Annotated in this window: 25 protein-coding genes; 11 read left to right on the forward strand and 14 right to left on the reverse strand. The window is 65.6% G+C overall.

Annotated elements, in window-relative coordinates; all coding sequences use genetic code 11:
- The first annotated feature begins 26 nt into the window (after nucleotides 1–26).
- From folD to AB6724_RS15305, 3 genes are all read left to right on the forward strand, one after another.
- Nucleotides 27–881, forward strand: a complete 855-nt coding sequence (gene folD, locus AB6724_RS15295; RefSeq protein ID WP_369339387.1) for a bifunctional methylenetetrahydrofolate dehydrogenase/methenyltetrahydrofolate cyclohydrolase FolD — start codon at nucleotides 27–29, stop codon at nucleotides 879–881.
- 200 nt (nucleotides 882–1,081) lie between these two features.
- The gene (locus tag AB6724_RS15300; protein WP_369339388.1) at nucleotides 1,082–3,133 is read left to right on the forward strand and encodes a M3 family metallopeptidase; all 2,052 of its coding nucleotides are present in this window, start codon (nucleotides 1,082–1,084) and stop codon (nucleotides 3,131–3,133) included.
- A 174-nt stretch (nucleotides 3,134–3,307) separates the two neighbouring features.
- Complete coding sequence (locus AB6724_RS15305; RefSeq protein ID WP_439329876.1) at nucleotides 3,308–3,997, forward strand: glutaredoxin domain-containing protein; 690 nt, start codon at nucleotides 3,308–3,310, stop codon at nucleotides 3,995–3,997.
- A 132-nt stretch (nucleotides 3,998–4,129) separates the two neighbouring features.
- Here AB6724_RS15305 and rpiA read toward each other — a convergent pair whose 3' ends face one another.
- Entirely contained in the window at nucleotides 4,130–4,828 is a 699-nt protein-coding gene (gene rpiA / locus AB6724_RS15310) for a ribose-5-phosphate isomerase RpiA (protein WP_369339389.1), read from the reverse strand.
- 34 nt (nucleotides 4,829–4,862) lie between these two features.
- On the opposite strand from rpiA, the gene AB6724_RS15315 reads away from it, so the two are divergent.
- The gene (locus tag AB6724_RS15315; RefSeq protein WP_369339390.1) at nucleotides 4,863–5,909 is read left to right on the forward strand and encodes a quinone-dependent dihydroorotate dehydrogenase; all 1,047 of its coding nucleotides are present in this window, start codon (nucleotides 4,863–4,865) and stop codon (nucleotides 5,907–5,909) included.
- 74 nt (nucleotides 5,910–5,983) lie between these two features.
- Here AB6724_RS15315 and AB6724_RS15320 read toward each other — a convergent pair whose 3' ends face one another.
- The 6 genes from AB6724_RS15320 to AB6724_RS15345 all read right to left on the reverse strand — a co-directional run bounded on the left by AB6724_RS15320 (nucleotide 5,984) and on the right by AB6724_RS15345 (nucleotide 10,003).
- The gene (locus AB6724_RS15320; RefSeq protein ID WP_369339391.1) at nucleotides 5,984–6,364 is read right to left on the reverse strand and encodes a hypothetical protein; all 381 of its coding nucleotides are present in this window, start codon (nucleotides 6,362–6,364) and stop codon (nucleotides 5,984–5,986) included.
- A gap of 1 nt (nucleotide 6,365) precedes the next feature.
- Nucleotides 6,366–6,743, reverse strand: a complete 378-nt coding sequence (locus AB6724_RS15325) for a phage holin family protein (RefSeq protein WP_439329877.1) — start codon at nucleotides 6,741–6,743, stop codon at nucleotides 6,366–6,368.
- A 47-nt stretch (nucleotides 6,744–6,790) separates the two neighbouring features.
- Nucleotides 6,791–7,102: a glycine zipper domain-containing protein gene (locus tag AB6724_RS15330; protein WP_369339393.1), complete on the reverse strand. Its 312-nt coding sequence runs from the start codon at nucleotides 7,100–7,102 to the stop codon at nucleotides 6,791–6,793.
- 348 nt (nucleotides 7,103–7,450) lie between these two features.
- Nucleotides 7,451–8,302 carry a CHAD domain-containing protein gene (locus AB6724_RS15335; protein WP_369339394.1) on the reverse strand — a complete coding sequence of 284 codons (852 nt, stop codon included), beginning with the start codon at nucleotides 8,300–8,302 and terminating at the stop codon, nucleotides 7,451–7,453.
- 156 nt (nucleotides 8,303–8,458) lie between these two features.
- On the reverse strand, nucleotides 8,459–9,253 hold the full coding sequence (locus AB6724_RS15340; protein ID WP_369339395.1) for an inositol monophosphatase family protein: 795 nt from the start codon (nucleotides 9,251–9,253) through the stop codon (nucleotides 8,459–8,461).
- Between the two features lie 363 nt (nucleotides 9,254–9,616).
- The gene (locus tag AB6724_RS15345; RefSeq protein ID WP_369339396.1) at nucleotides 9,617–10,003 is read right to left on the reverse strand and encodes a VOC family protein; all 387 of its coding nucleotides are present in this window, start codon (nucleotides 10,001–10,003) and stop codon (nucleotides 9,617–9,619) included.
- 254 nt (nucleotides 10,004–10,257) lie between these two features.
- Between AB6724_RS15345 and AB6724_RS15350 the strand changes: the two genes are divergently transcribed.
- Nucleotides 10,258–11,430: an aromatic ring-hydroxylating oxygenase subunit alpha gene (locus AB6724_RS15350; protein WP_369339397.1), complete on the forward strand. Its 1,173-nt coding sequence runs from the start codon at nucleotides 10,258–10,260 to the stop codon at nucleotides 11,428–11,430.
- Between the two features lie 55 nt (nucleotides 11,431–11,485).
- Nucleotides 11,486–12,106 carry a TetR/AcrR family transcriptional regulator gene (locus tag AB6724_RS15355; protein ID WP_369339398.1) on the forward strand — a complete coding sequence of 207 codons (621 nt, stop codon included), beginning with the start codon at nucleotides 11,486–11,488 and terminating at the stop codon, nucleotides 12,104–12,106.
- Nucleotides 12,107–12,121: 15 nt separating this feature from the next.
- On the opposite strand, the gene AB6724_RS15360 is transcribed toward AB6724_RS15355, so the two are convergent.
- Nucleotides 12,122–12,313: a hypothetical protein gene (locus tag AB6724_RS15360; protein ID WP_369339399.1), complete on the reverse strand. Its 192-nt coding sequence runs from the start codon at nucleotides 12,311–12,313 to the stop codon at nucleotides 12,122–12,124.
- Nucleotides 12,314–12,384: 71 nt separating this feature from the next.
- On the opposite strand from AB6724_RS15360, the gene AB6724_RS15365 reads away from it, so the two are divergent.
- The gene (locus AB6724_RS15365) at nucleotides 12,385–13,311 is read left to right on the forward strand and encodes a LysR family transcriptional regulator (RefSeq protein WP_369339400.1); all 927 of its coding nucleotides are present in this window, start codon (nucleotides 12,385–12,387) and stop codon (nucleotides 13,309–13,311) included.
- A 175-nt stretch (nucleotides 13,312–13,486) separates the two neighbouring features.
- Nucleotides 13,487–15,148: an ABC-F family ATP-binding cassette domain-containing protein gene (locus AB6724_RS15370; RefSeq protein ID WP_369339401.1), complete on the forward strand. Its 1,662-nt coding sequence runs from the start codon at nucleotides 13,487–13,489 to the stop codon at nucleotides 15,146–15,148.
- A gap of 125 nt (nucleotides 15,149–15,273) precedes the next feature.
- Here AB6724_RS15370 and AB6724_RS15375 read toward each other — a convergent pair whose 3' ends face one another.
- Nucleotides 15,274–15,570, reverse strand: coding sequence for a YkvA family protein (locus AB6724_RS15375; protein ID WP_369339402.1), 297 nt, complete (start codon nucleotides 15,568–15,570; stop codon nucleotides 15,274–15,276).
- Nucleotides 15,571–15,694: 124 nt separating this feature from the next.
- A complete protein-coding gene (locus tag AB6724_RS15380) occupies nucleotides 15,695–16,228 on the reverse strand; it encodes a GNAT family N-acetyltransferase (protein ID WP_369339403.1) in 534 nt (177 codons plus the stop codon).
- A gap of 173 nt (nucleotides 16,229–16,401) precedes the next feature.
- On the opposite strand from AB6724_RS15380, the gene tsaA reads away from it, so the two are divergent.
- Nucleotides 16,402–16,902 carry a tRNA (N6-threonylcarbamoyladenosine(37)-N6)-methyltransferase TrmO gene (gene tsaA, locus AB6724_RS15385; protein WP_369339404.1) on the forward strand — a complete coding sequence of 167 codons (501 nt, stop codon included), beginning with the start codon at nucleotides 16,402–16,404 and terminating at the stop codon, nucleotides 16,900–16,902.
- Nucleotides 16,903–16,914: 12 nt separating this feature from the next.
- Here tsaA and AB6724_RS15390 read toward each other — a convergent pair whose 3' ends face one another.
- The 3 genes from AB6724_RS15390 to AB6724_RS15410 all read right to left on the reverse strand — a co-directional run bounded on the left by AB6724_RS15390 (nucleotide 16,915) and on the right by AB6724_RS15410 (nucleotide 22,221).
- Nucleotides 16,915–18,039, reverse strand: coding sequence for a suppressor of fused domain protein (locus AB6724_RS15390; RefSeq protein ID WP_369339405.1), 1,125 nt, complete (start codon nucleotides 18,037–18,039; stop codon nucleotides 16,915–16,917).
- A gap of 70 nt (nucleotides 18,040–18,109) precedes the next feature.
- Complete coding sequence (locus AB6724_RS21845; protein ID WP_439329878.1) at nucleotides 18,110–20,494, reverse strand: ATP-dependent DNA helicase; 2,385 nt, start codon at nucleotides 20,492–20,494, stop codon at nucleotides 18,110–18,112.
- Between the two features lie 32 nt (nucleotides 20,495–20,526).
- Entirely contained in the window at nucleotides 20,527–22,221 is a 1,695-nt protein-coding gene (locus AB6724_RS15410; RefSeq protein ID WP_369339406.1) for a VRR-NUC domain-containing protein, read from the reverse strand.
- A 246-nt stretch (nucleotides 22,222–22,467) separates the two neighbouring features.
- Here AB6724_RS15410 and AB6724_RS15415 point away from each other — a divergent pair, with 246 nt between their 5' ends.
- Nucleotides 22,468–22,797 carry a carboxymuconolactone decarboxylase family protein gene (locus tag AB6724_RS15415; RefSeq protein WP_369339407.1) on the forward strand — a complete coding sequence of 110 codons (330 nt, stop codon included), beginning with the start codon at nucleotides 22,468–22,470 and terminating at the stop codon, nucleotides 22,795–22,797.
- Between the two features lie 64 nt (nucleotides 22,798–22,861).
- Here AB6724_RS15415 and AB6724_RS15420 read toward each other — a convergent pair whose 3' ends face one another.
- Nucleotides 22,862–24,772 (reverse strand): potassium transporter Kup, encoded by a 1,911-nt coding sequence (locus AB6724_RS15420; RefSeq protein ID WP_369339408.1) that lies wholly within the window; start codon nucleotides 24,770–24,772, stop codon nucleotides 22,862–22,864.
- Between the two features lie 217 nt (nucleotides 24,773–24,989).
- On the opposite strand from AB6724_RS15420, the gene AB6724_RS15425 reads away from it, so the two are divergent.
- Nucleotides 24,990–25,760 (forward strand): type 1 glutamine amidotransferase, encoded by a 771-nt coding sequence (locus tag AB6724_RS15425; RefSeq protein WP_369339409.1) that lies wholly within the window; start codon nucleotides 24,990–24,992, stop codon nucleotides 25,758–25,760.
- Nucleotides 25,761–25,795: the final 35 nt, after the last annotated feature.

Here is a 25,795-nt window from a genome sequence, read left to right on the forward strand (position 1 = left end):
GCAGCATTTTTATTGGTAAAACAGCAATGACAGCCCAACTCATCGACGGCAAAGCCCTCTCCGAACAACTGCGCAAGGAAGTCGCCACGCGCGCGGCAGCGCTCAAGGCCAAGGGCGTGACGCCCGGCCTGGCCGTGATTCTGGTGGGCGACAACCAGGCCAGCCAGGTCTATGTGCGCAACAAGGTCAAGGCTTGCGAAGACGTGGGCTTTCACTCGGTGCTGGAAAAGTACGACGCCGCCATGACCGAGGCCGAGCTGCTGGCCCGCGTCGAAGCGCTGAACAACGACCCCGCCATCCACGGCATTCTGGTGCAGCTGCCCCTGCCCAAGCACATCGACGACCACAAGGTCATCGAGACCATCTCCCCTGCCAAGGACGTGGACGGCTTCCACGTGGCCAGCGCCGGCGCGTTGATGGTGGGCGAGGTCGGCTTCAAGGCCTGCACTCCCTACGGCTGCATGAAGATGCTGGAATCCATCGGCATGAAGGACCTGCGCGGCAAGCATGCGGTGGTCATCGGTCGCTCCAACATCGTGGGCAAGCCCATGGCCATGATGCTGTTGGCCGCCAATGCCACGGTCACCGTCACCCACAGCGGCACGGCCGATCTGGCAGCGATGACGCGCCAGGCCGACATCGTGGTCGCGGCCGTGGGCAAGGTGAACGTGCTGACCGCCGACATGGTCAAGCCCGGCGCCGTGGTGATCGACGTGGGCATGAACCGCAACGCCGAAGGCAAGCTCTGCGGCGACGTGGACTTCGACGGCGTCAAGGAAGTCGCGGGCTATATCACCCCTGTGCCCGGTGGTGTCGGCCCCATGACGATTACCATGCTGCTGGTCAACACCATGGAGTCGGCCGAGCGCGCAGCGGGCTGACACCCCCTGAGGCGCTTTGCGCCTTCCCCCTCTCTCTTCGGGAGGGGGACGACAACTCGGTGCGGGGCGGCCCTTCCTCGTTGTCTCTGGCTGAAATGCTCTCGGCGGCCGTCTGACCAGTGGCTGACGCTATGAACGCCATAGCAATATATTCCCTGAGAGCGCTTGATTTTCCCGACCTTGCCGGCACTTAATACAGCATGAGCAATCCACTTCTCGAACCCTCCGCCCTGCCCTTGTTCGACCGCATCCAACCTGCGGACGTTGGCCCCGCCATCGACACATTGCTGGCGCGTGCCAGTGAGGCCCTGGAGACCGTCGTCGCACCGGACTTCCCCGCCAAGTGGGAGAGCATTTCCGCCGAGCTCGATGTGGCCACCGAGAAGCTGGGCACGGCCTGGGCAGCCGTCAATCACCTCAACAGCGTGGCCGACACGCCCGAGCTGCGCGCGGCCTACAACGAGGCCCTGCCCAAGGTCACCGAGTTCTGGACCAATCTGGGCGCCGACGAGCGCCTGTACGCCAAGTACAAGGCCATAGACCCCGCCGGCCTGAACCAGGAGCAGCGTGCGGCCTGGGACCACGCCATGCGCGGCTTCGTGCTCTCGGGCGCCGAGCTGCAGGGCGCGGCCAAGGAGCGCTTTGCACAGATTCAGGCCCGCTCTGCCGAGCTGGCACAGAAGTTCAGCGAAAACGCTCTCGACGCCACCGACGCCTTTGCCTATTACGCCACGGCCCAGGAGCTGGACGGCGTGCCCGCCGATGTGGTGGCAGCGGCCAGGAGCGCGGCCGAGGCCGATGGCAAGGAAGGCTACAAGCTCACGCTGAAGATGCCCAGCTATCTGCCCGTGATGCAGTTCGCCAAAAGCAGCGCCCTGCGCGAAAAGATCTATCACGCCTATGTGACCCGGGCCTCCGACCAGGCCGAGGGCGATGGCCTGCGCTTCGACAACACGGCCATCATCAAGGAAATCCTGGCCCTGCGTCTTGAAGAAGCGCAGCTGCTCGGCTACCAGAATTTCGGCGAAGTCTCGCTGGTGCCCAAGATGGCCCATACGCCGCGGCAGGTGGTGGACTTTCTGCGCGACCTGTCCCAGCGTGCGCGTCCCTATGCCGAAAAAGACGTGGCCGATCTGCGCGCCTTTGCCGGCAAGGAGCTGGGCCTGACCGATCCTCAGCCCTGGGACTGGGCCTTCATCGGCGAAAAGCTCAAGGAAGCCCGCTACTCCTTCAGCGAACAGGAGCTCAAGCAGTATTTCCCGGCGCCCAAGGTGCTGGCCGGGCTGTTCAAGATCGTCGAGACCCTGTTCGAGGTCACCATCCGCCGCGATGCAGCGCCGGTCTGGAACTCCTGCGTGGAGTTCTACCGCATTGAGCGCAGCACGGCGCAAGGTCCTCAGCTGGTCGGCCAGTTCTATCTGGACCCCCAGGCCCGCAAGGGCAAGCGCGGCGGCGCCTGGATGGACGATGTGCGCACGCGCTGGCTGCGCCCCGACACGCAGCAGCTGCAGACGCCCGTGGCCCACCTGGTCTGCAATTTCGCGGCCGGTGTGGACGGCAAGCCCGCGCTGCTGACCCACGACGATGTGATCACCCTGTTCCACGAGACCGGCCATGGCCTGCACCATATGCTGACACAGGTGAACGAGCGCGATGTTTCGGGCATCGCGGGCGTGGAATGGGACGCGGTGGAGCTGCCCAGCCAGTTCATGGAAAACTTCTGCTGGGAATGGGATGTGCTCAAGCACATGACGGCCCATGTGGACACGGGCGAGGCCCTGCCGCGCGCGCTCTACGACAAGATGATTGCCGCCAAAAACTTCCAGTCCGGCATGCAGACCCTGCGCCAGATCGAGTTCGCGCTGTTCGACATGCTGCTGCATACCGAGCACGACCCCGCAGCCGACTTCATGGCCCTGCTCAACCAGGTGCGCTCCGAAGTGGCGGTCCTGCCCTCTCCGGCCTACAACCGCATGGCCAATACCTTCAGCCATATCTTTGCGGGCGGCTATGCGGCCGGCTACTACAGCTACAAATGGGCCGAGGTGCTGAGTGCCGACGCCTATGCGGCTTTCGAGGAAACCGTGCTACCCGATGGCTCGCCCAACCCGGAAACCGGCCGCAGGTATCGCCAGTCCATTCTCGAGGCCGGCGGCAGCCGCCCGGCCATGGAGTCCTTCAAGGCCTTCCGCGGCCGCGAGCCGCAGATCGACGCCTTGCTGCGCCATCAGGGCATGACCCAGGCGGCCTGAGCCTCGCGCCAGCCAAGCCAACGCCCCGCCGGTCGGGGCGTTCTTCGTGGCCGGCCGAAAGCGCTGCTGCTTCAGGTCATCAAGACTGCTGGTTCATTGGTCAAAACAATGCCCGCGGCAAGCAAGCCACGTTATGCTCAGCCATCCTCGATGGACTTCCATTCAGCCGCCCCGATGCATCGCGATTTCTCTATCCTGACCTTATCCCTGCCACGCCGTGCCGGCGTGGCGCTTGGCCTTGCGTTCCTGGGCCTGGGCTCCATGCAGGGTGCTGGCGCTCAAGCCCAGACCGTCTATCGCGTCGTGGGCGCCGACGGCAAAGTCACGTTCACCGACCGGCCCGCGAACCAAGGCGCACAGGCCAGCGCCGATACCGCAGGCAGCGCCTCCGCCGCCGGCAGCAGCGCCAATGCCCAGCTGCCCTACGAGCTGCGCCAGATCGCCAACCGCTATCCCGTGCTCCTGTATTCGGCCAAGGACTGCCAGCCCTGCGAGGAGGCCCGCAGCTTTCTGCGCGGGCGCGGCATTCCTTTCGGCGAACGCACCGTGGAAAGCAATGCCGATATTGCCGCGCTCAAAAAACTCAGCGGGCAGGACAGTCTGCCTTTTGCGACCATCGGCAACCAGCACCTTAAGGGCTTTGGCGAAGACAGCTGGAACCAGTACCTGAATGCCGCGGGCTACCCGGCCCGCTCCCAGCTGCCGGCCAGCTATCGTGCCCCGGCACCTCGGCCGCTGACCACCGCGGCGCCGGCCGCTCCCGCGGAGCCAGCCAAGGCCGCGGAGCGCCAGTCCGCCCCGGCCGCAGGCACCTTGCCACCCGGTACCCCGACCCCGAGCAACCCCGCCGGACTGCGCTTTTAGGCGCATGCTGCCCGGCTGATTCAGGGCAGATAGCGCTCAAGCCCTGATGGGTAAAGCGCAAAGCGCTACAGCAAGCATAGAAAAAGCCGTCAGCAGTGTGCATGGCGGCTTTTGCTTTTGAGCGTCAACGCATCAGTATTCCAGCGTCTGCACACCCTGGCTGGTGCCCAGCAGGCAGACCGCAGCCTTCTGGTGCGCGAACACGCCCACGGTGACCACGCCGGGCCATTGGTTGACTTCGGACTCAAACGCCAGCGGCTCGGCAATCTTGAGACCGCGCACATCCAGAATCTGCTGGCCATTGTCGGTCACCAGGGGCGCGCCGTCCTTCATGCGGATCTGGGCCGTGATGCCGGCACCCATGGACTCGAAGCGACGTGCGATCTGCGCAGCTGCCATGGGAATCACTTCCACGGGCAGCGGGAAGTCGCCCAGCACCCCGACGCGCTTGGATTCGTCGGCAATGCAGACAAAGCGGTCGGCCAGGGCCGCCACGATCTTCTCGCGGGTCAGAGCCGCGCCGCCGCCCTTGACCATATAGCCCTTGCCGTCGATCTCGTCGGCACCGTCGATATACACGGCCAGGCGGCTCACCTCGTTGGCATCGAAGACCTTGATGCCCAGGGCCTTGAGGCGCTCGGTGCTGGCCACGGAGCTCGAGACCGCGCCGGGAATCTGGTCCTTGATGGTGGCCAGCGCATCGATGAACTTGTTGACCGTGGAGCCCGTGCCCACACCGACAATCTCGCCGGCTACCACATATTTGAGCGCGGCTTGTCCGACCAAAGTTTTCAGTTCATCTTGAGAGAGAGGTGCAGCAGGTGTCGTCATGAGGGAAAATCCAGGTAATCCTGCGATTATCCCCATGTCTCTTATCCCTTACTCACTGACCCGTCCTATTCTTTTCGGCATGGACCCCGAAGCCGCCCACGACTTCACCATGAATTTCATGGCCAAGGGTCAGAACACCTTGCTGCAAAAAGCCTGGGAACGCCCTCTGGTCAGCGACCCCATCGAGCTCGCGGGGCTCAAGTTCCCCAATCGCGTGGGCATGGCGGCCGGCCTGGACAAGAATGCACGCTGCATCGATGCGCTGGCAGCCATGGGATTCGGCTTTGTGGAGGTGGGCACGGTCACGCCGCGCCCCCAGCCCGGCAATCCCAAGCCGCGCATGTTCCGCATCCCCGAAAAGAACGCACTGATCAACCGTCTGGGCTTCAACAACGAGGGCCTGGATGCCTTCCTGACCAATGTGCGCCGCTCGCAGGTCCGCGCCAAGGGCGCGCCCATGCTGCTGGGCCTGAACATCGGCAAGAACGCCACTACCCCCATCGAGGAAGCCACCAGCGACTATCTGAAGGCGCTGGACGGGGTCTATCCCCATGCCGACTATGTGACGGTGAACATCAGCTCGCCCAACACCAAGAATCTGCGTGCACTGCAAAGCGATGAGGCGCTCGATGCGCTGCTGGGCGCGATCGCCAACCGCCGCGAGCAGCTGGCAAGCCAGCACGGCAAGCGCACGCCCGTGTTCGTGAAGATCGCGCCCGATCTCGATGAGGAACAGGTCGGAGTGATTGCCGCCACGCTGGAGCACCATGGCATGGATGGCGTGATTGCCACCAACACCACCATCAGCCGCGAAGCCGTCAAGGGCCTGCAGCATACCGAGGAAGCCGGTGGCCTGTCCGGCGCTCCGGTGCTGGAAGCCAGCAACCAGATCATCCGCCAGCTGCGCTCCGCACTGGGCAGCCGTTTTCCCATCATCGGCGTGGGCGGCATCCTGAGCGGCGCCGACGCCGTCAGCAAGATCCGCGCCGGTGCCGACGTGGTTCAGATCTACAGCGGCCTCATCTATCGCGGCCCCGATCTGGTCACCGAGGCCGCACAGGCCATTGCCCATATGCATTGAGATGGGTGGCCCATAAAAAACAGCCCGTGCAGGCCCAAGGCCTCACGGGCTGTTTTGATGTGGGGAGCACCCGGCTAGCGGGCCCGTCTTTGCTGCAGTTTCACGATCCAGGGCCAGGCAATGCCGGCCCAGCGAAGCAACTTGCGCGGCCCTAGCGCCATGAGGGCAGCGCCGGCCGCGGCCGTGGCCACGGGATGCAGGCGCACAAACGCTGCGGCTCGCTCCGCCAACGGAGCATCGGCCGACACGCGCTGGGCGCCTGGCGTCTCGCGCAGCGTGCGGGCCTGCGCACGCGCCGCGGCGCGTGCATGAAGGCGCGCGCGCTGCTTGGCAATGCGCTTGAGCACCTGCTGCTGTGCGGGTGTGGCCTGCTCCCACAGGCCCGCGTCAAGGCCTGCAGGCTTCTTGGCAGTTTCTGCAGCCGAAAGCGGAGGAGTCGATACAGCATCGGTCATGCTAGAGCTTCTCCTTCCAGGCTTTCCAGTCGGTCTTGAGTTCGTTGCGCGTCAGCTTGAACGGATGGGACAGCTGCTTGACGGCCACCAGCAGGCGCCACAGGGCCAGAGCCCAGAGCAGCAGCCAGCCGCCGGCCAGAGCCCAGGCCACGGTGTTGCGGTAGGCGCTGTCCCAGAACTGCACGATGAGTGCAATCGACAACACCATCAGCGCCACCGCCGTCAGCCCGCCCAAAGCGATGAACAGCACGGCCAGCGTCTGCAGGCTGCGCTTGTGGTCCTGCCATTCCAGCTGGGCCAGATCGGCGCGGTCTTCCACGGCAATCGCGGCCTCGTTCAAGCCTGCGCGCCAACGCGCCAGCAGAACATCAAGACCCAAAAGGGAAATCCAGTTCACAGGCAGAGGTCCTGAGAAGGTCGACCCGATCAGCGGCGGCCCAGCATGAAGCCCAGCAAAGCGCCCACGGCCAGTGCGGCGCCGGCGACGCGCCAGGGTTCGTCATGCGCATAGCGGTCAGCGACGTCGGCCGCCTCGCGGGCCTGACGGGCCGCATCCTGGGCGGCTCGCACCGCGGATTCGCGCACATTGGCCATGCCATCATCGATGCGCTGGCGCAGGACGCTGATTTCGGGCAGCTTGTCCAGCTCTCGGGAAGACAGCAGGCCACGCAGATCGCTGACCAGCTTTTCCAGATCTTCCTGGGCGTTGGAGACGGTATCGGAAATAGAACGGGACATATCTGACCTTTCTTGATGAGGAATGGAATATCTGACGCGTGTGCGCCATGCGCCGGCGACCACAGCACGGCTGCCCGCCGCATATGACCATCTTACAGAAAAGCGCAGGGCTTTCGGCCTGCCGCGCCCCGCGTCGCTGCAGGATGGCGTCGGCACTGCTTCACATCAAAGTTTGCAGCAGCTGCCTCAGGCTGCGAGCCTTTGCGCCACATATTCGCCTATGGCCAGCGAACTGGTCAAGCCCGGCGACTCGATACCTAACAGCAGCACCACCCCGGGCCTGCCAGGCGCTCCAGTTACGCCTGATTCGTGGCCACGATCGGCTGACCGCAACGGCTGTGGGCCTGCCTATCTCCGGCCCCGGCGCAGCAGGGCCGCAGCGGCACGCAGACGGCGTTTGCGCTCCTTGCCGAACCATCGCAGCGTTCCTTCTGGATCGCGCGTGGTCGCCAGCAATGCGGCGTTTTCGCGCAGCAGCTCTTCGCTCGCCACCACATCGTTCAAGGCGCCGAAGCGCTCCTGGATCTTCCTGAGCCGCTTCAGGGTTGCTTTGTGCTTTCGGGAGAGTAGCGGGCCGAACAGTTCCAGCAGATAGCGGACCTTCTTGGCGGCTTTTCGGAGTTCGTGGAATGCGGCAAGGTCCGGCTTCCCGGCTCTCGCCGCGCGCTTTATCCGCTTGCGCAGCAGTCTTTCGGACTCCGCGACGCGGCCGTCCGCAAAGGTCTGCAGCGCTTGCGGCTCCTGTCTCGCGGCCAGGCCTTCCGAGACCTGCGCAACCGCCTGCAACAGCCGCGTCCTGACTTCGGGATTCGACAGCAGGTCTTTGCCGGCATCGAGCGCCCCTTGCCGCGCATCCGATACTTCAGCCAGAAGCGCGCCTGCGTTTTTGCCCCGCAGCCGAAGCAGCTCGATCAGGATGTCGTAGTCGCGTGCCTGGCCCGCAGTGTCCGAAAGAGATCTGAACAGGGCCCGCTGCCGCGGGCTCTGTGCCGCGTCCAGCAAGGGGCCGTAGGCCCACCACAGGGACTGCAAGCGGCGCATGGTGATGCGCAGCTCATGGAGTCCTTCGGCCGAAGGTTCGCACGCGGCCGTCGATGCCTGCGCTATGGCTCTATCGACAAGCGGCGAGGCCAGTACCGGAAATGCGGTCTCGGCACATAGTTCGCGTCCATCGATAGCGTCCGTTTTTTCCTTGCCCATGCGTCCTCCCGGATCATCTCCGACAAGGCCCGTCGTTTGCCGCGACGCATCCATCAATCGGATCAGCCAAGCGTCGGTTCTCCCAATATAGCGCCAACAAAAGCGCTTGGCAGTCCGTCAGCGGACTCGCGGCGTTGATCCTCGATACGGGCTTTGCTAGCGCTCAAGAGGCGGGAAAAGCGCTCTCGCCCTATCCCATGTCTGCTGGCTGCGGGCGACCAGCAGTCCCGGCTGCTGCTGGCCTGCACGGTACGCCCTGCCGTCGAGGTGTGCCGCAACGCCTCCGGCCTCGCTGACAAACAACGCGCCCGGCGCATGGTCCCAGGGCAGAACGCGCCAATACAACGCGAATTCGTTGTCCGCAAGCAGGCTGGGGTAATCCTCGCCGGCGCAATTGCTGCCAGCGCGAAACTCCAGCGCTGTTTGCGCCAGATGCTTCTTGAATTCTTCGGGCAAAAAACGCGTTCTGACAATGCCCGGCCCGCCAGGCGGGGACGCGCGCCTGGCAACGATACGCTGGCTGCCCCGCCAGGCGCCCCCGCCTTTTTGCGCATGGTGCATCACCCCGGTGAGCGGATTGAGCATCCAGCTCGCGAGCGTTTCACCGTCTTCAAGCAGCGCCAGCATCACCGACACCGGCCCCGATCCCGCGACCAGATTGCCCGTTCCATCCACCGGATCGAGCAACCAGACAAGCCCTGCACCTATGCTGCCCAGCAGCTGCGGCCTCAGCGCACATTGCTCCTCGCCGACCACGGCCGAGCCTGGCAACAGTGCTTTCAAGCCGATGCTGAGCCTCTCTTCGACCTCGCGGTCTACCGCCGTGACCCATTCGCCCGGCGCTTTGAGCTGTATGTCGTCGGCTTCTAAGCGGCGCCACCGCGGGGCAATCAATTCTTCCGCGGCGCTATGCAAAAGCGCGGCGACCTGTACCAGCGGGAATCGTGTCATCTCGATGTCGAATGTGATTTACCAAGGTCGAAACTCTGCTGCCGAACCAAATGCTTGTCGCATCCGGCCTTGAGCCGGAATGCAGCCAGATGCTGGCTTCCGGGCCAAAGCATCCGGCATATGGGCGGCTCCTTTGCTTCCTCGGAGTTCTGATGATGGGTATAGACCAAGCGTAGATACCGCCATCCAAGGCCATGACCCGCGCTTCTCAGGTTCAAATGCTGATTTCTTTCGCGCCGTTTGAGCTTGGCCCATCCCTCGGCACTCATCTTTGCCCAAGGAGAAGATGATTCGGGCCGCTGTGCTCGATGAGTCCAGGCTCGGCCCCGCGCCATCCCGCGGCACAGCGGACGGTGCGTCGCTTCATGCCGCCGCGATGTCCTGGTGTATGCAGAGATAGTTGCCCTCGGTATCTTTGAACCAGGCGGCCTTCTCCGTACCATGCGTGTAGACATGATCGACGGTCTTCAGGTCCGGAAAGTCGTAGTTCTCGAACACCACGCCCCTGCCCTTCAGCTCTTCGATGCTGGCGGCAATGTCCGCCACCTCGAAGCTGATCGCGGTATGTTCGGCCTTGGTACCGCCGGGCTTGGGAAACAGAGCGATGACAGTGCCGCCGACCCGGTACACAAACTTTCCGTCGGCCCGCAAAACCCCGTCCTTCAGGCCCAGGCCCTGTTCATAGAACGCTCGCGCACGCTCCATGTCCATCACCGGCAGCATCGTCATCACGGCAGAGTGGGTCAACATAGAAGCTCCTTTCGCTCGAGGCCGCAGGACCGCAGCGGATGGTTCGAGCAGCTCCAGCTTAGTCCCGCAAGCGCCCTCGCGCCAGTCACGGCGATGCCGGATGAACCAGGCGAAATAGTCTTTACGGCCGGCCACATATCCAGTCATGCCAAGACTCTGCGCATGGCATCGTCAGCCAACCTGGCATAAACCCTGCACAGAAACCGACTGGTCAGTCAGTATATTGAAGACAGATCATCAGCCCAGGATCTGCAATGACCGCTGTCTCCACCGCCCCCCTGCTGCCCATTCCAAGCGCTGTCTCGCTGCACGCCCGCGCGCGGGCCGCGGTGGCGCAGTCACGCGCCGACGCCCAGGGCCGGGGCGGCCAGGTGGCCGTGGATGACTACCGCAGCCCCATGCGGTTTGCGCAGGAGCTGCAGATGTTCCGGCGCCACCCGCAGGCGGTGGCGGCCAGCCAGTCCCTGGCCGATCCCGGCAGCTGGCTGTCGCTCACCCATCTGGGCACGCCGCTGCTGCTGGTGCGCCAGGCCGATGGCGAGCTGCAGGCTTTTCTGAATGTCTGCCGCCACCGTGGCGCGCGCCTGGTGCCGGAAGGCTCGGGCGAAAATGCGCGCGCCTTTGTCTGCCCTTATCACGCCTGGACCTACCGGGCCGACGGCGGCTTGCGCGGCCTGCCCCAGGCCGAAGGCTTTCCCTGCCTGAAGCCCGAGGAATCGGGGCTGCGGCGCCTGGCGGCCGCGGAAAAGGCGGGCCTGGTGTGGGTGATTCTCGACCCCGAGCACAGCGACCGAGAGCCGGCGACCATGCTGGAGCCGCTGATCAGCGATCTGGCCGGCCTGGCCGGCATGCAGACACCTCTGGCTTTTGCGCCACGCTCGCATGAGGTCCAGGCCAACTGGAAGCTGCTGGTGGACGGGATCTTCGAGGCCTATCACTTCAAGGTCGCGCACCGGCAGACGATTGCGGCCATGTTTGCGGGCAATGTGCAACTGGTGGACGAGGCCGGCCTGCACCGCCGCCTGTATCTGATCAAGTCCAATTTTGCGCAGGACCTGCCCGGCGCCGAGGGCTTCGAGCCGCGCCGCTACGGCAATCTGACCTATTTCTTCTTTCCCAACAATCTGGTGCTGGTCCAGCCCGACCATGCTCAGTTCAGCTGCATTGAACCGCTGAGTCCCACGCGCTCGCGCATCCACGAGATCACGCTGATCCCCGAGGCGCCGGCCACCGACAAGGCCGTCAAATACTGGCAGGCCAATGTGGATCTGTACCGCCGCACGCTGGCCGAGGACTATGCGCTGGCCGAGTCCATACAGCAGGGGCTGGCCAGCGGAGCCAACGAGGTTTTCAACTTCGGCAGCTATGAATACAGCATTCCGCGCTTTCATGCCCAGCTCGCGCAGCAGCTGGATCCCAAGCATTGAAGTCTGCTTCGGCGCCTTGGCATCCAGCGTTTTCAGCTATTGATTTGATATCTTCATGAGCACCGAAACCAGTCCCCGCAAGCAGCTGATTCTGGAAGTCGCCGAGCGCCACTTTGCCGAGCACGGCTTTGCCGGAGGCTCGCTCTCGGCCATCGCACGCGAGTGCGAACTGGGCAACCCCGGACTGCTGCACCACTTTCCAAGCAAGGAGAGGCTGTACCGGGCCGTGCTCGAGCTCCAGGCCCGGGAGCTGACGGCGCGCATGCAGGCCCTGCTGTCCGGCACGGACAGTCCGGCCGAGCGCCTGCAGGGCTTTGTGGCGCTGCAGCTGGACTGGATGCGCAGCCGCCCCACGGGCGCCAGGCTCATAGCGCGGGAACTGCTGGACAACGGCGAGCGCATTGCCGCCGCACAGGCGCGGCCGCTGGAGGCCTTCCTGAACGCCGGCCTCGCGCTGATCACCGAGGCCCAGCAAGCCGGCCTGGTGCGCGGCGACGTGAACGTGCTGTCGCTGCTGACCATGGTGCTGGGCAGCCTCAGCTATGCGCAGATGGCGCGCCCCACCTTGCACAAGGCCTTCGGCACCGCAGCCCTGAACCAGGAAGCGCCATGGATGCAGGCCGTGGCGACCGATATGCTGCGCCTGCTGGCCCCCGAACCCGCAAGCTCCGCCTGAGCCGCAACCGACGCTTCAGCCGCCATTGGGCGGCACCCTGAAGTTATCGCCAATCCGCTGCTGCGCGCGCTCCAGCATGCGGCGAGCCTGTTCCAGCCAGAGGCCGAATCGGCCCGCCACAGCGCCCACGGCGGAATTCTCTGCAGGGGTTTCAGTGGCTGGCCGGGCCTCGCCGGCATTGATGGTCGGGGTTTGATCTTGCTCCATGGCCGCCATGCTCGGTTTGCGGCTAACATCTGTAAAGTTGAATTAACTGAACAATCAATTCAGAAAATCTGATGCGAAACCTCAACCTCGACCAGTTGCAGACGCTGATCGCGATTGCCGATCTCGGCACGTTTGCCGCCGCGGCCCAGGCCCTGCATCTGGCGCCGCCCACGGTCAGCCTGCACATCAAGGAGCTGGAGTCGCGCATGGAGGCCGCGCTGCTGCTGCGGGGCCGGCGGCAGGCCGAACTCACTTCGGCCGGCCAACTGCTGGTGGAACAGGGACGCAAGCTGCTGGCCGCCAGCGACGATCTGATCGACCTGGTCCAGCGCCGCGCCAGCGGCCGCGAAGGCTTGGTGCGCGTGGGCGTGTCCGCGGGCGTCAGCACCCGTTTGCTGCCGCTGATGCTGGAAGCCCTGAGCCGGCGCAGCCCCGGCGTGGAGGTCAGGCTGGAGGCCGTGGGCTCGGCCGAATCCATGAAGCGTCTGGACACGGGCACGCTGGACATCGCCGTCGTAGCCAGCCCCCAGCCAGCAATCGCGGGAATCGGCCTCACGCCCTGGCGCATAGACCCCATGGTGGCGCTGCTGCCTGCGGCCTGGGACGCGCCCGATCTGGTGACGCCCGAATGGCTGTCCCAGCGGCGTTGGGCCTCGTTCTCCGCACCCACGCAGATGCACGGGCTCATCGCGTCCTGGTTTGGCCAGGCCGGCTATCACCCGCGGCCGTTTCTGGCGCTCAGCTACCCGGGCGCGCTCAAAAGCCTGGCCGCCGCCAGCCAGAGCGCGGCCATTTTGCCGCTGGAGGAGGTCGAGGACCAGCAGCACCAGCCGGGCGTGCAGATACGCCACCTGTCTCCGCCTCTGCTGCGCCCCATGGCCGTCGCACACCGCCTGTCTCCGACCTTGAACCCGGCGATCGCCAGCGTGCTGGAGGTGCTGGCGGATTTCGGCACCGGCCCGCGCAGCGCCGCGGCGTCCGCGCCACTCAGGGCTTGACCTTGCTGTCCCCGCGCCTACAATCGGCCGCTTTCCCATCCCCGCGAGGACTTCCACCCATGCGCCATTGATGCCGCCGTCTTGCTGACGGCCACCTCCCCGCTCCCTGTTGCACCGGCTTTGCTCCGTTGCTGCTGCCGCACAGGGGATGTATGGCATCCATTGTTTGGGTCTTATGACGGAACCTCGTCTGACGCTGCATAGCGTCTCTTACATGCTGCCCCATGGCCGGCAGCTTTTCTCTCATCTCTCGGCCACGTTTGGCGCACAACGCACCGCGATAGTGGGCCGCAACGGCGTGGGCAAAAGCGTGCTGGCGCGGATTCTTGCGGGCGAGCTGATGCCCAGCAGCGGCAGCGTTGCGCGCGAGGGCCGCGTCCACTATCTGCCGCAGAACCCGCTGGCAGCGCGCCCCCTGCAGAACATTGCCGCGCTGGCCGGAATCGAGCCCGCGCTGCAGGCGCTGGAGCGCATAGAGCAAGGCGGCTGCGACGTCCAGGACTTCGAGCTGCTGGCCGAGCGCTGGGATCTGCGCCAGCAATTTTGTGCGCAGCTGGAGCGGGCCGGCCTGCCGCCTCTGGCGCCGCAGACAGCGGCCGGCCGACTCAGCGGCGGCCAGGCCATGCGCGTGGCGCTGCTGGGCGCAAGACTCGCGCAGGCGGATTTTCTGATTCTGGACGAGCCCAGCAATCATCTGGATGCGGCCGGCCGCAGGGCCCTGACCGAGGAACTGCGGCAGTGGCGCGGCGGACTGCTGCTCATCAGCCACGACCGCGAATTGCTGGAGCATATGGACGGCATTGCCGAACTGAGCAGCGGCGGCCTCAGCTTCTACGGCGGCGGCTATGGCTGCTACCAGCAAGCACAGCGGCAGCAGGCGCAAAACGCGCTCGATGAGCTGGCCCGGCTCAAGCTACAGCGCAGCCGTGCCGAACAGGCGCTGCGCAGCCAGCAGGAGCGCCAGAACCGCAAGCAGGCCCGGGGCGAGCGCCATGGCAAGCAGGCAAATCAGGCCAAGCTGCTGCTGGGCTTCGGCAAGGAGCGCGCCCAGGCTTCGTCCGGCAGGCTGGCGGCCCAGCATGCGGCCAGCCGCGAGGCGCTGGACCAGAGCGTGCGCGAAGCCGCCCAGGCCATAGACTGGCAGGCTGCAGCCATCCACTGGCATCTGCCCGACATGAGCGCTTTGCCCGGCCAGGGTGAACGCATGGTGGCCGAATTCGAGCAGCTTCGCCTACCCTGGCCCGCGGCGGCGGCCCCGGTCAGCCTGCAGCTGCGCGCCGGCCAGCGCCTGGCCATCTGCGGGCCCAACGGCTGCGGCAAGTCCACGCTGCTGCAGATAATCGCGGGCCGCTTGCAGCCGCTGCACGGCCGGCGGCGCGTGCATGTGCCGTTTGCCTTGCTGGACCAGGACCAGAACCTGCTGCAGCCGGAACAATCGCTGCTCGGCCAGTTGCTGGCGGCTGCCCCGCGCACTCCCGAGTCCTTGCAGCGCATGCGCCTGGCGCAGCTGGGCCTGGATGCCCGCCATGTCGAACAGCCCTGCGGCGGTCTCAGCGGCGGCGAACGGCTCAAAGCCGCCATGGCCTGCGCTCTGTATCGCGATGAGCCCGCGCAGTTGCTGCTGCTGGACGAGCCCGACAACCATCTGGACCTGCAGTCGCTGCAGGCGCTGGAGAGCATGTTGCGCCACTATCCTGGCACCCTGGTCATGGTCTCGCACGACGCGGCCCTGCTGCAGGCCGTGGGACTCACGCACCGGCTGGAGGCCGGCGCAGATGGCTGGCGGCTGCAGAGCTGCGAGCCGCCACCCGGCCGGGCATCGCCCGCACGCCCTTGAGATGTGCTGAGCACGCCCACCCGGGATTTGCGAGGCATGTATTCCGACCTCTCAAGCCGCTGCGGCACGCTTGCGGCAAGCGGCAGAGAGGATGTACGCCCTGGATCGAGCCGTTTTGCCAGCGCTCAGGGCGCTGCCCCCGAACGGCCGCGCTCACCCACCCGGGCGCGCAGCGAGGCCAGCAGCTCGGCGGGCAGAAACCTGAACGCCAGCTGCAGCAGCAGATAAGCGATCAGCCCGTCATCCAGCCAGCCCAGCACCGGGATGGCATCGGGAACAAAGTCTATGGGGCTGATGACATACAGCGCCGCAAGCAGCGTCACCAGCTTGGCCGCCCTGGGCGCACGCGGGTCGCGCAGCACGGCCCAGGCCAGCAGCAGCTCCTTGCGAAACCTTGTCAGTAGACGACCCAGCTTCCACATATCGGACTCTCCAATTCCGGCAAGACAGCCTTGCAAGTTGCGGCAGTGCTGCGGGATCACAAGATGCGACGGGAAATTTCCGGCCACAGGATGTATCCGTGTCCGAAGCGGCCGTGCTCTGCAATCAGCCGTCTATGGGCTGCAGCGGCGTCTCCAGCGTGAGCTGGTAGAAGGCCAGGTCCAGCCAGCGACCGAACTTGAAGCCGACCTGGGGCATGTTTCCCACATGCTTGAAACCCAGGCGCTGGTGCAGCGCAATGCTGCCCTTGTTGGCGGCATCGATTGCGCCGACCATCACATGCACATCGCCGCGGCGGCGCGCTTCGGCGATCAGCAGTTCCATGAGCTGGCGGCCCAGCCCGCGGCCGCGCTGCTGGGGGTGGACATAGACCGAATGCTCCACCGTGTACTTATAGGCCGGATAGGCGCGAAAGCTGCCGTAGCTGCAAAAGCCCAGCAACCGGCCCTGCTCGTCCTCGATGCCTATGACCGGCCAGTTACCGGCGCGCTTGGCATCGAACCAGCTCACCATGTTCTGCGCGCTGCGCGGCCGATAGTCGTAGAGCGCCGTGGAATTGACGATGGCGTCGTTGAATATTTCCAGGATTGCGGCTGCATGGCGCTCGTGCGTGCATTGCACAATTTTCAGATCGTTCATCTCTCTCTTCCCGGCGGCCGGCGCCGTACTCACAGCCTGCCATTATCGGCAGCTGCAAAGGCTTGCGCAGCAATTGGCGGCATGAGACCGATTGCTCTCGGGGCACAAGGCAGCGCGGGCCCGCATATCGTTGCGGACGGGCTGACAGGACGGCTAGGCGGGATAATCCCGCCATGAACGAGCCGATTGCAGAAACCTCAGCCATTGCCATGCGCGCCATAGGCCGCGTGCACAGCCCCTTCAAAAACATGGTGGGCATGCCCATACAGACGGTGGCTGCCGCCGAACACCAGGGCCATATCGAGGTGTTTGCCCCGTTCGTGCCGGGGCTGCGCGATGTGCAGGAGTTTCAGTATCTGATCGTGCTCACCCATCTGCACGAGGCCCAGGAAAAGCTCGAGGTCACGCCCTTCATGGACAACCGCAGCCACGGCGTGTTTGCGACCCGCGCGCCGGCGCGGCCCAACCGCATAGGCCTGTCCATCATCGAGTTGCTGAGCGTGGACGGCTGCACGCTGAAGTTTCGCGGCAACGATATGCTGGACGGCACGCCGGTGCTGGACATCAAGCCCTATGTGCCTCGGCTCGACGTGCGCGAGACCCAGCGCATAGGCTGGTTTGCCCAGGGCCTGGCGCAGCTGCCGGGCAAGCTGTCGGACGATCGCATGCTCTGACTCCGGCCAGCCTCACTCCTGGTATCTGCCGGTCACATTACCTAGGTTGTCGGTGATGACGCTGGTCTGCACCTTCCAGACCAGGCCGTCCAGCCCCGGCACCGTGTATTCGCCCTCGCGCCCCTTGACGGAACGCACCCAGGCCTGCACCTGGGAGGCGCTGAGGCCCAGCCTGAGTTCATGGCCGTTTTGCCAGTCCAGCTGCGCGCCCCGGCCCTCGCCCGCGGGCATGAATTCCAGCGTGGCGCCGTCGCCGGCCAGAATCAGCGTGCGCCCATGGGGCAGGCGCGCGGGCAGCATGGCCTTGAGGTCGCGCACGGCCAGACTGCCCAGGCGCACCACGATTTGTGCGCTGCGCAGCAGGCGCTTGCGCTGCCTGAACACCAGCACGTCGTTGTACAGCACCCCGGTCTTGGATCCCTCGTCGGCGGCTCCGGTGTCGATCGCGGCCTGGACGGCGGGCAGATCGTGCAGACTGGGCCGCGCGAGATCGGCAATCCACAGCGGCATATGCGGCTCCATGGCCTGCAGCGCGCCCTGCACATTCCAGCGCCGGATCTCGCGCAGTTCGTCGGCCGTAAGGCCCACAAGCTGCAGAAACATCAGCTCGCCATAGGGCGTATGCACAGGCGGCAGCAGCGGGTCCTGCACAAAGCCCATCTCCGTGAGCAGCGTATCGGCATCGGCACGCAGCGGGCCGTTGGCCGTCATCCAGTGGCCGGGCGCAAACACATTGCCGGTGCGAAACACATATCGCGCGATATTTTGCAAAAAGTTCAACGGCCAGCTCGGCGGCTGCTGCTCGTCTGCGCCGCAGGCCAGCCTGAAGGTCAGCTCGAAGCCATAGCCGCTGGGCTTGCCGGGAGCCGTGTCCTGACTGTCGTCCAGATTGCCATACAGATCGCTGAAACCATAGGTGACATAGTGCCAGTGCGGACGCCCCTGCTCGCTGCGATAGACGCTGATGCCGTCGAGCGGGTCGGTTCCGCCGAGGCGAAACTTGATCAGCGCGCCGTAGTGCGAGGCCTGTTGCTCACCATAAAGCGCAGCCAGCGCACGGTCGATCGCGTCCCAGCCCAGAGCCCCGTCTTCTTCCAGGGCTTGATCCTGCACCGCAGGGCCGTCGCTGTAACTCATGGCTTTTCTCCTTTGGCCCCGAGTATCAAGGCTGCAGAAAGCGGGTTGACGCAGATTACAAAGCGAAACGTCAGCGAGCGTTTCCAGCCCGCCCCTGCGCATCACGGGAATCCAGCTGCCACCACCTGGGCAGCAGATCCCTGACCTCCGCGCGCCGGAAGCGATCGTCCATCAGGACCACCACACCCCGATCGTCCTCGGTGCGGATCACGCGCCCCGCGGCCTGTACCACTTTGCGCAGGCCCGGGTAGAGATAAGTGTAGTCATAACCGCGGCCATGCCCCATATAGGCGTCCATGGCCTGCTGCATGGCCTGGTTCACCGGATTCACCTGGGGCAGGCCCAGCGTGGCCACGAAGGCCCCGATCAGACGCGTGCCGGGCAGATCCACCCCTTCGGCGAAAGCGCCGCCCAGCACGGCCAGGCCTATGCCCCGCCCGCCCTCGACAAAGCGCTGCAGGAATGCGCTGCGGCCCGCCTCATCCATGGCCGGGGTCTGCTGCCACAGCGGCAGCTGCGGGTGCAGGCGCCGCAAGGCCGCGGCCACGCGCTGCAGATAGTCGAAACTGCTCACAAAGCACAGGTAATTGCCGGGCCGATCCGCGTACTGACGCGCGACCAGATCGGCCATCGGAGCCAACGAAGCCTCGCGGTCGCGCCAACGCGTGGAGATATGGCCGGCAATGCGCACCTGCAGCTGGTGCGCGGCAAACGGCGCCTCCACCTCCAGCCAGGCCGTGTCTGCGGGCAGGCCCAGCAGATCGCGATAGAAGCCCGGCGGGCTCAGCGTGCCCGAGAACAGCACCGTGGCCTCGGCCGCCGCATGGCGTGCGGCCAGATGCGGCGCGGGAATCACATTGCGTATGCACAGCGTGGACACGGCATTTCCGGCCGATCTGCGCGCCGCGGCCAGTTGCAGATCGAACAACGCATGCGGCCCGAACCCCTCGGCCAGCGCCTGAAAGTGCAGCAGCTCCCAATAAAAGCCGAGCAAGGGGTCGCCCGGAGGCAGAGGCTGGTCGGCCTGCACCTCGGCAATCGCTCCGACGGCACGCTGCACGGCGGCCAGCAACGCCGGCGGCACGGCGCTCCAGCTCCGGTAGGTGGCGCTACCGCCCTGTGGATCGAGCAGCTCCCGATTGAGCAGGTTCCACTGACGCTGCAAGCCGGCCAGCGCTTTCTTCACGCCGCCGCTCGCGCCCTGGCGGGCGGCGGCCAGATCGAACGGCGACAGCTGCGTGGTATACATGCTCCTGGCGCGCTCCAGCAGATTATGGGCCTCGTCCACCAGCACGCCCACGCGCCAGCCCTGTTGCTGGGCAAGCGCATAAAGCATGGCGGCGCTGTCGTAGTAATAGTTGTAGTCGGCCACCACCACGTCGGCCCAGCGCGCCAGCTCCTGCGCCAGATAGTAGGGGCAGATGCCATGGGCGAGCGCGAGGCGGCGCACGGCGGGCGCATCCCAGGCCGCGCCATGCTCCAGCGCCGCGGCACGTGCGGCGGCCAGCCGGTCAAAGAAGCCGCGCGCCAGCGGGCAGGAGTCGCCGTGGCAGGCCTTGTCTGGATGCTCGCAGCTCCTGTCGCGCGCCTGCATGTCCAGCACGCGCAGCGGCTCGGCGGGCGTTTGCGCGGCGAGCGCAGCCTGGAGCTGGTCCAGCGCGTGCAGGGCCAGTCCGTGGCCCGTGCTCTTGGCGGTCAGGAAGAACAGCTTGTCCAGCTCCCGGCCATCCGTGGGCTCGGCCCGCACCGGCGCGGCCATGGCCTTGAGCATGGGGAAAATGCTGGCCAGCGTCTTGCCGATTCCCGTGGGCGCCTGCGCCATCAGGCAGTTCCGTCCTTCGTGACCCGCGGCCTTCGCTTTTGCCGTGCGGTACACGGCCACGGCCAGCTCACGCTGCCCCGCGCGAAAAGACGGCATGGGAAACTGCAGTGCCGCGAGCGCCGCGCCGCGCCGCCGTCTGTGCTCCGCCTCAAGCCGCGCCCAGGCCAGGTAGCGGCCGCATTGCAGTTCGAAAAACGCCTGCAGATCGGCGGCCGCATATTCCTCGACCAGCACCGTCTCCTCCTGGGTGCCGATATTGAGATAGACCAGGGCCAGCCTCAGGCTCGCCAGCCCGCGCTCGCGGCACAGCAGGTGGCCGTAGACCTTGGCCTGGGCCCAGTGCAGCGCGCGGTGATGGGGACGCACGCCGTCCAGTTGCCCGCGATAGGTCTTGATCTCCTCGAGCTGCTGGCTCTCCGGGTCATAGCCATCAGCGCGGCCGCGCACCAGCAGGCCCTCGAAACAGCCGCTGAGCGCAATCTCGGCCTCATAGCTTTTGCCCCGGCGCTTTTGCACCAGCGCATGGCCCTCCATGCCTTCGAGAGCGCTGGGCGCGGGCGTAAAGCGCAGGTCCAGATCGCCGCTGCGGGCCGTGAATTCGCACAAGGCCCTGACTGCCACCGTCATAGACATGGCAGCCGGCACAGCGGCCGGCGCTTGCGCCTTCATGCGGCCTGGCCCCCCGCAGCCCGCCACTGCACATGGCAGACGCGCACCGGAATGCCCAGCTCGCTGCAATAGGCCAGCCAGCGGATCTGGTTGTCCTGCAGCTTGTCGCCCGGAGCCTTGACTTCGACCAGCTCGTAGCGCCCGGCCGACGCCGGCCTCGCGGGCCAGAAGCGCACCAGATCGGGAAAGCCCGTGCGGTTGGCCTTCACATCGAGCAGCAGGCGCCCGAACAGCAGCTGCAGATGGGCCGCGGGAATGCAGTCCAGCGCCAGCTCCAGCAGCTCCTCGCTCAATGTGCTCCAGAAGACAAAAGGCGACTGGATGCCCTGCTTCTGCTCGAAGTTGCGGCGGATGCTGGCGCAGTAGCTGCCGTCCCCGAGTTCGGCCAGGCAGGCGTCGAACAGTTGCCGGCGACGCGGCACAAAATCGGGGGCCTCCAGATCTGCCGGACCGCTTTGGAACGGGTGGAAGAAGGCCCCCGGCAGCGGCGCGAAGATGGCCGGCCAGCACAGCAGGCCGAACAGCGAATTGACGAGAGCGTTCTCCACATAGAACACGGGCGCGTCGGCGCTATGCCAATGCTCACGCAGCGCGTATTCGACGCCCATGGGCTGGAGTGGCGGGTCCAGCTCCAGATCGCTGCGCAGCGCGGCCACTGCGGGAGCCAGCGCCGGAGTACGCGCGACGCGGCCCAGTCCCAGGCTGCGCTGCAGGCGCGGCAGCATGCGAGCCAGGCGCTGCCGTTCCTCCTCGCTTTCAGGAGCAGCCTGCGCTTGCCGGGCAAGGGCTAGAGCGTGATCGAGCCGCTGCATGCGCTCCAGCACGCGGATATGCCGATGGCGCGCGCCGGGGTAGCGGCTGGCCGCGTAGGCCCGGGCGGCCAGCGGCCAGTCCTGCGCTTTTTCGCAGGCCTGGCCCAGGCGCAGCAAAAGCTTGGCGCGGCGCTGCTCCAGCCAGGGATTGGGGCTGGTGCAGCCGCTAAGTTCCTGCAGCAGCGCCGCCGGATCCGCGCCTTCATCCAGCGCGCGGCGGCTGGCCGCCAGGGCCAGGTAGAAGTCCAGGTCGGTACGGCTCTGGAAGGCCCGCGAATCCGCATCCAGAGCCACGGCCTCGTAGCGGAAGATGCCCAGATCGGCCAGCACAAACTCCGACCAGTCCTGGTGCAGATTGCCAAAGAACATCAGGCGCAGGCGTTCGCAGAGCTCGCCCACCATCACGCGCCAGACGGGCTCGCGCGCCTGCGGGTGCCAGGCCGCATAGGGCTGAAGCAGCTCGGCCCCATCGGCCAGCGCCAGCAGCATATCGGCCTTGCGCATGGAAGCCTGTAGGGACGCGCCATCCAGGATCTGCAGCAGCTCGGGCTTGGTGTGCAGGCCGAACAGCTCGGCAAGCCCCATGGGCGCCTCGTCGCTGAGCCAGCCCAGCGCCAGCAGCGGCAGCGCTGCCTCGCGGATCTGCGGAATCTCCTCATACACCAGCTTGCTGGCGCGAAACCAGGGACCGCGGCGCATCACCATGCGCACCAGCAGCGCCTGCGCGGGCTGGGGCAGGCAGGCAAACTGCGCGAGAAAGCACCCCTCCTCCTCGTCCAGCAGATCGCCATAGCGCCGGCCCAACCAGTCCAGCGCGCGCTGGAAGTTGTGCAGATAGTAAAAGCGGTGCGGCGCTATGCCGGCGCGAGCTGCGGTCAAGATGGTGGCCGGAATCAAAACTGTATTTTTATACAGCCGTCATAGTGCAGAGGCCGCTGGGGACTTGCGGCGCTGCACGGTCTCGAGCAGCGGCCCGGGAGCGCCCATGGTGCGATCGCCAAACTGCGGCCGATCGCCCAGTTGCGTCCCACATCGCCCATGCGAGCGCCTTCTTCGAGTAGCCCCCGCATTGAACAAAGCACCGCGGCGCAACACAATGAAGGCTTCACTCACAAGGAGCAGCATATGCTGGACTGGACCGAATATCGCAAAGAGCTCGCAGGCCGTCTGGGCGAGTTTTCCCAGCTCACCCCCGGCACCATGGAAGGCTACAAGGCCTTGGCCAGCGCGGGCAGCAAGACCGGCCACCTGGACGCCAAGACGCGCGAGCTGATCGCCCTGGCCGTGGCCGTGACCACACGCTGCGACGGCTGCATCGCCGTGCACACCAAGGCGGCCAAGGCGACCGGAGCCAGCCGCGAAGAAGTCGCCGAGGCATTGGGCGTGGCCGTGGCCCTGAATGCCGGTGCGGCCATGGTGTACTCGGCGCGCGCCCTCGATGCACTGGAAACCTAGGCCATAAAAAACGATAGCAGCCTGCACGGCCGCAGCGCTGCTATCGCGGGTATTTTCAAGAGCTCTAGAGCACCACCTGCGTGCCCAGCTCCACCACCTGGTTGGCGGGCAGCTTGTAATAGGTGGAAGCGCTGGCCGCCTGGCGTGTCATCCAGGCATAGATGGCGCAGCGCCATGGGGACAGGCCGCCCGTGCCGTCCACCACCTGCACCCGGGCCACAAAAAAGCTGGTGACCATGGGATCCAGATTGGGCATATCGCCTTCTTCATCGGGCTTGATGAGCTGGAGCGCGGCCGGAATATCGGGCTGCTCGCGAAAGCCGAAATGCATGTCCAGCATCCAGACTCCGTTGCACAGGCGGTGCAGCTGCAGCCGCTGGGCATCGGGCACATAAGGCGTGTTTTCATTGACCACATGCAGAAACACCGTCTGCTCATGCATGACCTTGAAGTGCTTGAGATTGTGGAACAGCGCGCTGGGCACAAGCTTGGGATCGGAGGTCAGGTAGACGGCCGTGCCCGAAACCACGGGCACGCCGCTCATGGGCGAGGTCATGAGCTCGCTCATGGGAATGTCCAGGCGGCTGCGGTGCTCGGCCACCAGCTGCGTACCGTCGCGCCAGGTGGTCAGCGCGATGAAGATCAGCGCGCCCATGGTCAGCGGGAACCAGCCGCCCTGCTCGAGCTTGGTGAGGTTGGAGGCAAAGAAGCCGATCTCCAGCACCGCAAAGCAGACCAGCGCGGCCAGGATCAGCCGGCGGTAGCGACTCCGGCCCAGATAGACCACAAAGCCCACCAGCATGGTGGTGATGAGCATGGTGCCCGAGACCGCAATGCCGTAGGCCGCGGCCAGCGCTCCCGAGGACTTGAAGGCCAGGACCAGCGCGATCACGGCCAGCAGCATCAGCCAGTTCACGCTGGGCACATAGATCTGGCCCTGTTCCTGGTCCGAGGTGTGCAGCACACGCACGCGCGGCAGATAACCGAGGCGGCTGGCCTGCACGGTCATCGAATAGGCACCCGAAATCGTGGCCTGCGAAGCGATCACCGTGGCCGCCGTGGCCAACACCACAAAGGGCAGCAGCAGCGAGGGCGAGGCCAGCAGGAAGAACGGATTTTCGGCGGCCGCCGCATCGCGCAGTATCAGCGCCCCCTGGCCGAAGTAATTGATCATGAGGCTGGGGAACACCAGGCCGAACCAGCCCAGGCGCACGGCGCGGCTGCCGAAATGCCCCATATCGGCATACAGGGCTTCGGCACCGGTCATGGCCAGGAACACGGCCGAGAGCAGAAAAAAGGCCTTGTCCGTGTGCTGCACCGCAAAGCGCAAGGCATGCAAGGGGTTGATGGCCTGCAGCACCATGGGAGTCTGCACAATGCTGAGCACGCCCACCCAGGCCAGGCAGACGAACCAGACTATGGTGATCGGCCCGAACAAGCGCCCCACGCTGCCCGTACCCTTCATCTGTATGGAAAACAGGCCGATCAGAATGCCTATGGTGATGGGCACGATGAAATGCTCGAAGTCGGGTGTCGCAATGCTCAGGCCTTCGACGGCGGAGAGCACGGAGATCGCCGGGGTGATGATGGCGTCGCCATAGAACAGCGCGGCCGCAAACACCCCCGCCCCCACCACAAAGCGCGAGCGGCGCGACTGATCGCCGAGCACGCGGTGGGCCAGGGCCGTCAGAGCCAGCACCCCTCCCTCGCCGTCGTTGTCGTAGCTGAGCACCACCCATACATATTTGATGGCCACGACCACGATCACGGCCCAGAACAGCGCCGAGAGCGCGGCCAGCACGTTCTCCGGCGAGACCGCCAGTCCATGGCCGCCCGCAAAAGCCTCCTTGAAGGCATAGAGCGGACTGGTGCCGATATCGCCAAAAACCACCCCAAGTGCGGCCAGAGTCAGTGCCGACTGGCTGCTGCCATGTGTTTTGCCATCGCTTTCCGAGGCTTGATTGGTCTGCGACATAGTTGTGCTTGTTGTGATGATGAGCCGCGCCTGCGCTGGAGGACGCTGGCGCCAGTATGGCATAGGGCCACCGCGGCCGGCTCTGTTGCGCGCGCCGGCCGCCACCTTCTTGATGCCATCTTGATAGCACACAAGGCGGTCCATACAGGGGCTTGATGGCTGAAGCCCTAAAGTGAAGGCCTCTCAACCACCGGTCCGGACTCCGGGCCCGCTCCCTATGAAACCTGTCGCCATCCTCCAGCATGAGGCAGCGCAAGGCCCCGGCATTCTGCTCGATCACCTGCGCCAGCAAGGCATGGCCCATGTCCTGCTGGACCCCTGCGCCCAAGGCTCGGCCCCGGCCGACGCACGCGACTACCGCGGCATCATCGTGCTGGGCAGCAACCACTGCGCCAACGAGCAGCTGCGCTGGATCGAGGATGAGCGCTGCCTGCTGCAAAGCGCGCTGCTGCACGACGTGCCCGTGCTCGGCCACTGCTTCGGCGCCCAGATGCTGGCCCGGGCCATGGGCGCGCGGGTCTGGCGCAATCCCTGCCCCAATATAGGCTGGAGCACGGTCTGGGTCACGCGCTGCGCCCAGCAGCTGATGGACCTGCCGGCCCAGGCCAGCATCTTCAACTGGCATTACGACACTTTCGAGATCCCGCGCGGCGCCACGCGCACCATGTATGGTCGGCATTGCCTCAACAAAGGCTTTATGCGCGGCCGCCACTGGGCGTTTCAAGGCCATCTCGAGGTGACCGCGGCCAGCGTGCGCCAGTGGTGCCGCGAGGGGCATGAAGAGCTGCTTCAGGCCCAGGGTCCGGGGGTGCAAAGCGAGGCCCAGATCCTGGATGGTCTGGATCAGCATCTTGCCGGCCTGCACGCCATGGCGCTGCGTACCTACCGCGCCTGGACCGATCAGCTGGAGCAGCCAGACGCCATGGTCGACGATGTGCTGGCCAGGTTCCGCCTCAAGTCCAATGACTATCTGCGCCGCAGGCCGTGAGCAAATAGCCCAAGAGCCGCTGGCACTACCTCGCT

Source organism: Comamonas guangdongensis, from assembly GCF_041079535.1.
Taxonomy (GTDB): Bacteria; Pseudomonadota; Gammaproteobacteria; order Burkholderiales; family Burkholderiaceae_C; genus Comamonas; species Comamonas guangdongensis.

What these genes read in the sequence shown, in the direction of transcription:
- folD (WP_369339387.1), top strand. Translation starts at nt 27, where the DNA reads ATGACAGCCCAACTCATCGACGGCAAAGCCCTCTCCGAACAACTGCGC.
- AB6724_RS15300 (WP_369339388.1), top strand. Translation starts at nt 1,082, where the DNA reads ATGAGCAATCCACTTCTCGAACCCTCCGCCCTGCCCTTGTTCGACCGC.
- AB6724_RS15305 (WP_439329876.1), top strand. Translation starts at nt 3,308, where the DNA reads ATGCATCGCGATTTCTCTATCCTGACCTTATCCCTGCCACGCCGTGCC.
- rpiA (WP_369339389.1), bottom strand. Translation starts at nt 4,828, where the DNA reads ATGACGACACCTGCTGCACCTCTCTCTCAAGATGAACTGAAAACTTTG.
- AB6724_RS15315 (WP_369339390.1), top strand. Translation starts at nt 4,863, where the DNA reads ATGTCTCTTATCCCTTACTCACTGACCCGTCCTATTCTTTTCGGCATG.
- AB6724_RS15320 (WP_369339391.1), bottom strand. Translation starts at nt 6,364, where the DNA reads ATGACCGATGCTGTATCGACTCCTCCGCTTTCGGCTGCAGAAACTGCC.
- AB6724_RS15330 (WP_369339393.1), bottom strand. Translation starts at nt 7,102, where the DNA reads ATGTCCCGTTCTATTTCCGATACCGTCTCCAACGCCCAGGAAGATCTG.
- AB6724_RS15335 (WP_369339394.1), bottom strand. Translation starts at nt 8,302, where the DNA reads ATGGGCAAGGAAAAAACGGACGCTATCGATGGACGCGAACTATGTGCC.
- AB6724_RS15340 (WP_369339395.1), bottom strand. Translation starts at nt 9,253, where the DNA reads ATGACACGATTCCCGCTGGTACAGGTCGCCGCGCTTTTGCATAGCGCC.
- AB6724_RS15345 (WP_369339396.1), bottom strand. Translation starts at nt 10,003, where the DNA reads ATGTTGACCCACTCTGCCGTGATGACGATGCTGCCGGTGATGGACATG.
- AB6724_RS15350 (WP_369339397.1), top strand. Translation starts at nt 10,258, where the DNA reads ATGACCGCTGTCTCCACCGCCCCCCTGCTGCCCATTCCAAGCGCTGTC.
- AB6724_RS15355 (WP_369339398.1), top strand. Translation starts at nt 11,486, where the DNA reads ATGAGCACCGAAACCAGTCCCCGCAAGCAGCTGATTCTGGAAGTCGCC.
- AB6724_RS15360 (WP_369339399.1), bottom strand. Translation starts at nt 12,313, where the DNA reads ATGGAGCAAGATCAAACCCCGACCATCAATGCCGGCGAGGCCCGGCCA.
- AB6724_RS15365 (WP_369339400.1), top strand. Translation starts at nt 12,385, where the DNA reads ATGCGAAACCTCAACCTCGACCAGTTGCAGACGCTGATCGCGATTGCC.
- AB6724_RS15370 (WP_369339401.1), top strand. Translation starts at nt 13,487, where the DNA reads ATGACGGAACCTCGTCTGACGCTGCATAGCGTCTCTTACATGCTGCCC.
- AB6724_RS15375 (WP_369339402.1), bottom strand. Translation starts at nt 15,570, where the DNA reads ATGTGGAAGCTGGGTCGTCTACTGACAAGGTTTCGCAAGGAGCTGCTG.
- AB6724_RS15380 (WP_369339403.1), bottom strand. Translation starts at nt 16,228, where the DNA reads ATGAACGATCTGAAAATTGTGCAATGCACGCACGAGCGCCATGCAGCC.
- tsaA (WP_369339404.1), top strand. Translation starts at nt 16,402, where the DNA reads ATGAACGAGCCGATTGCAGAAACCTCAGCCATTGCCATGCGCGCCATA.
- AB6724_RS15390 (WP_369339405.1), bottom strand. Translation starts at nt 18,039, where the DNA reads ATGAGTTACAGCGACGGCCCTGCGGTGCAGGATCAAGCCCTGGAAGAA.
- AB6724_RS21845 (WP_439329878.1), bottom strand. Translation starts at nt 20,494, where the DNA reads ATGTCTATGACGGTGGCAGTCAGGGCCTTGTGCGAATTCACGGCCCGC.
- AB6724_RS15415 (WP_369339407.1), top strand. Translation starts at nt 22,468, where the DNA reads ATGCTGGACTGGACCGAATATCGCAAAGAGCTCGCAGGCCGTCTGGGC.
- AB6724_RS15420 (WP_369339408.1), bottom strand. Translation starts at nt 24,772, where the DNA reads ATGTCGCAGACCAATCAAGCCTCGGAAAGCGATGGCAAAACACATGGC.
- AB6724_RS15425 (WP_369339409.1), top strand. Translation starts at nt 24,990, where the DNA reads ATGAAACCTGTCGCCATCCTCCAGCATGAGGCAGCGCAAGGCCCCGGC.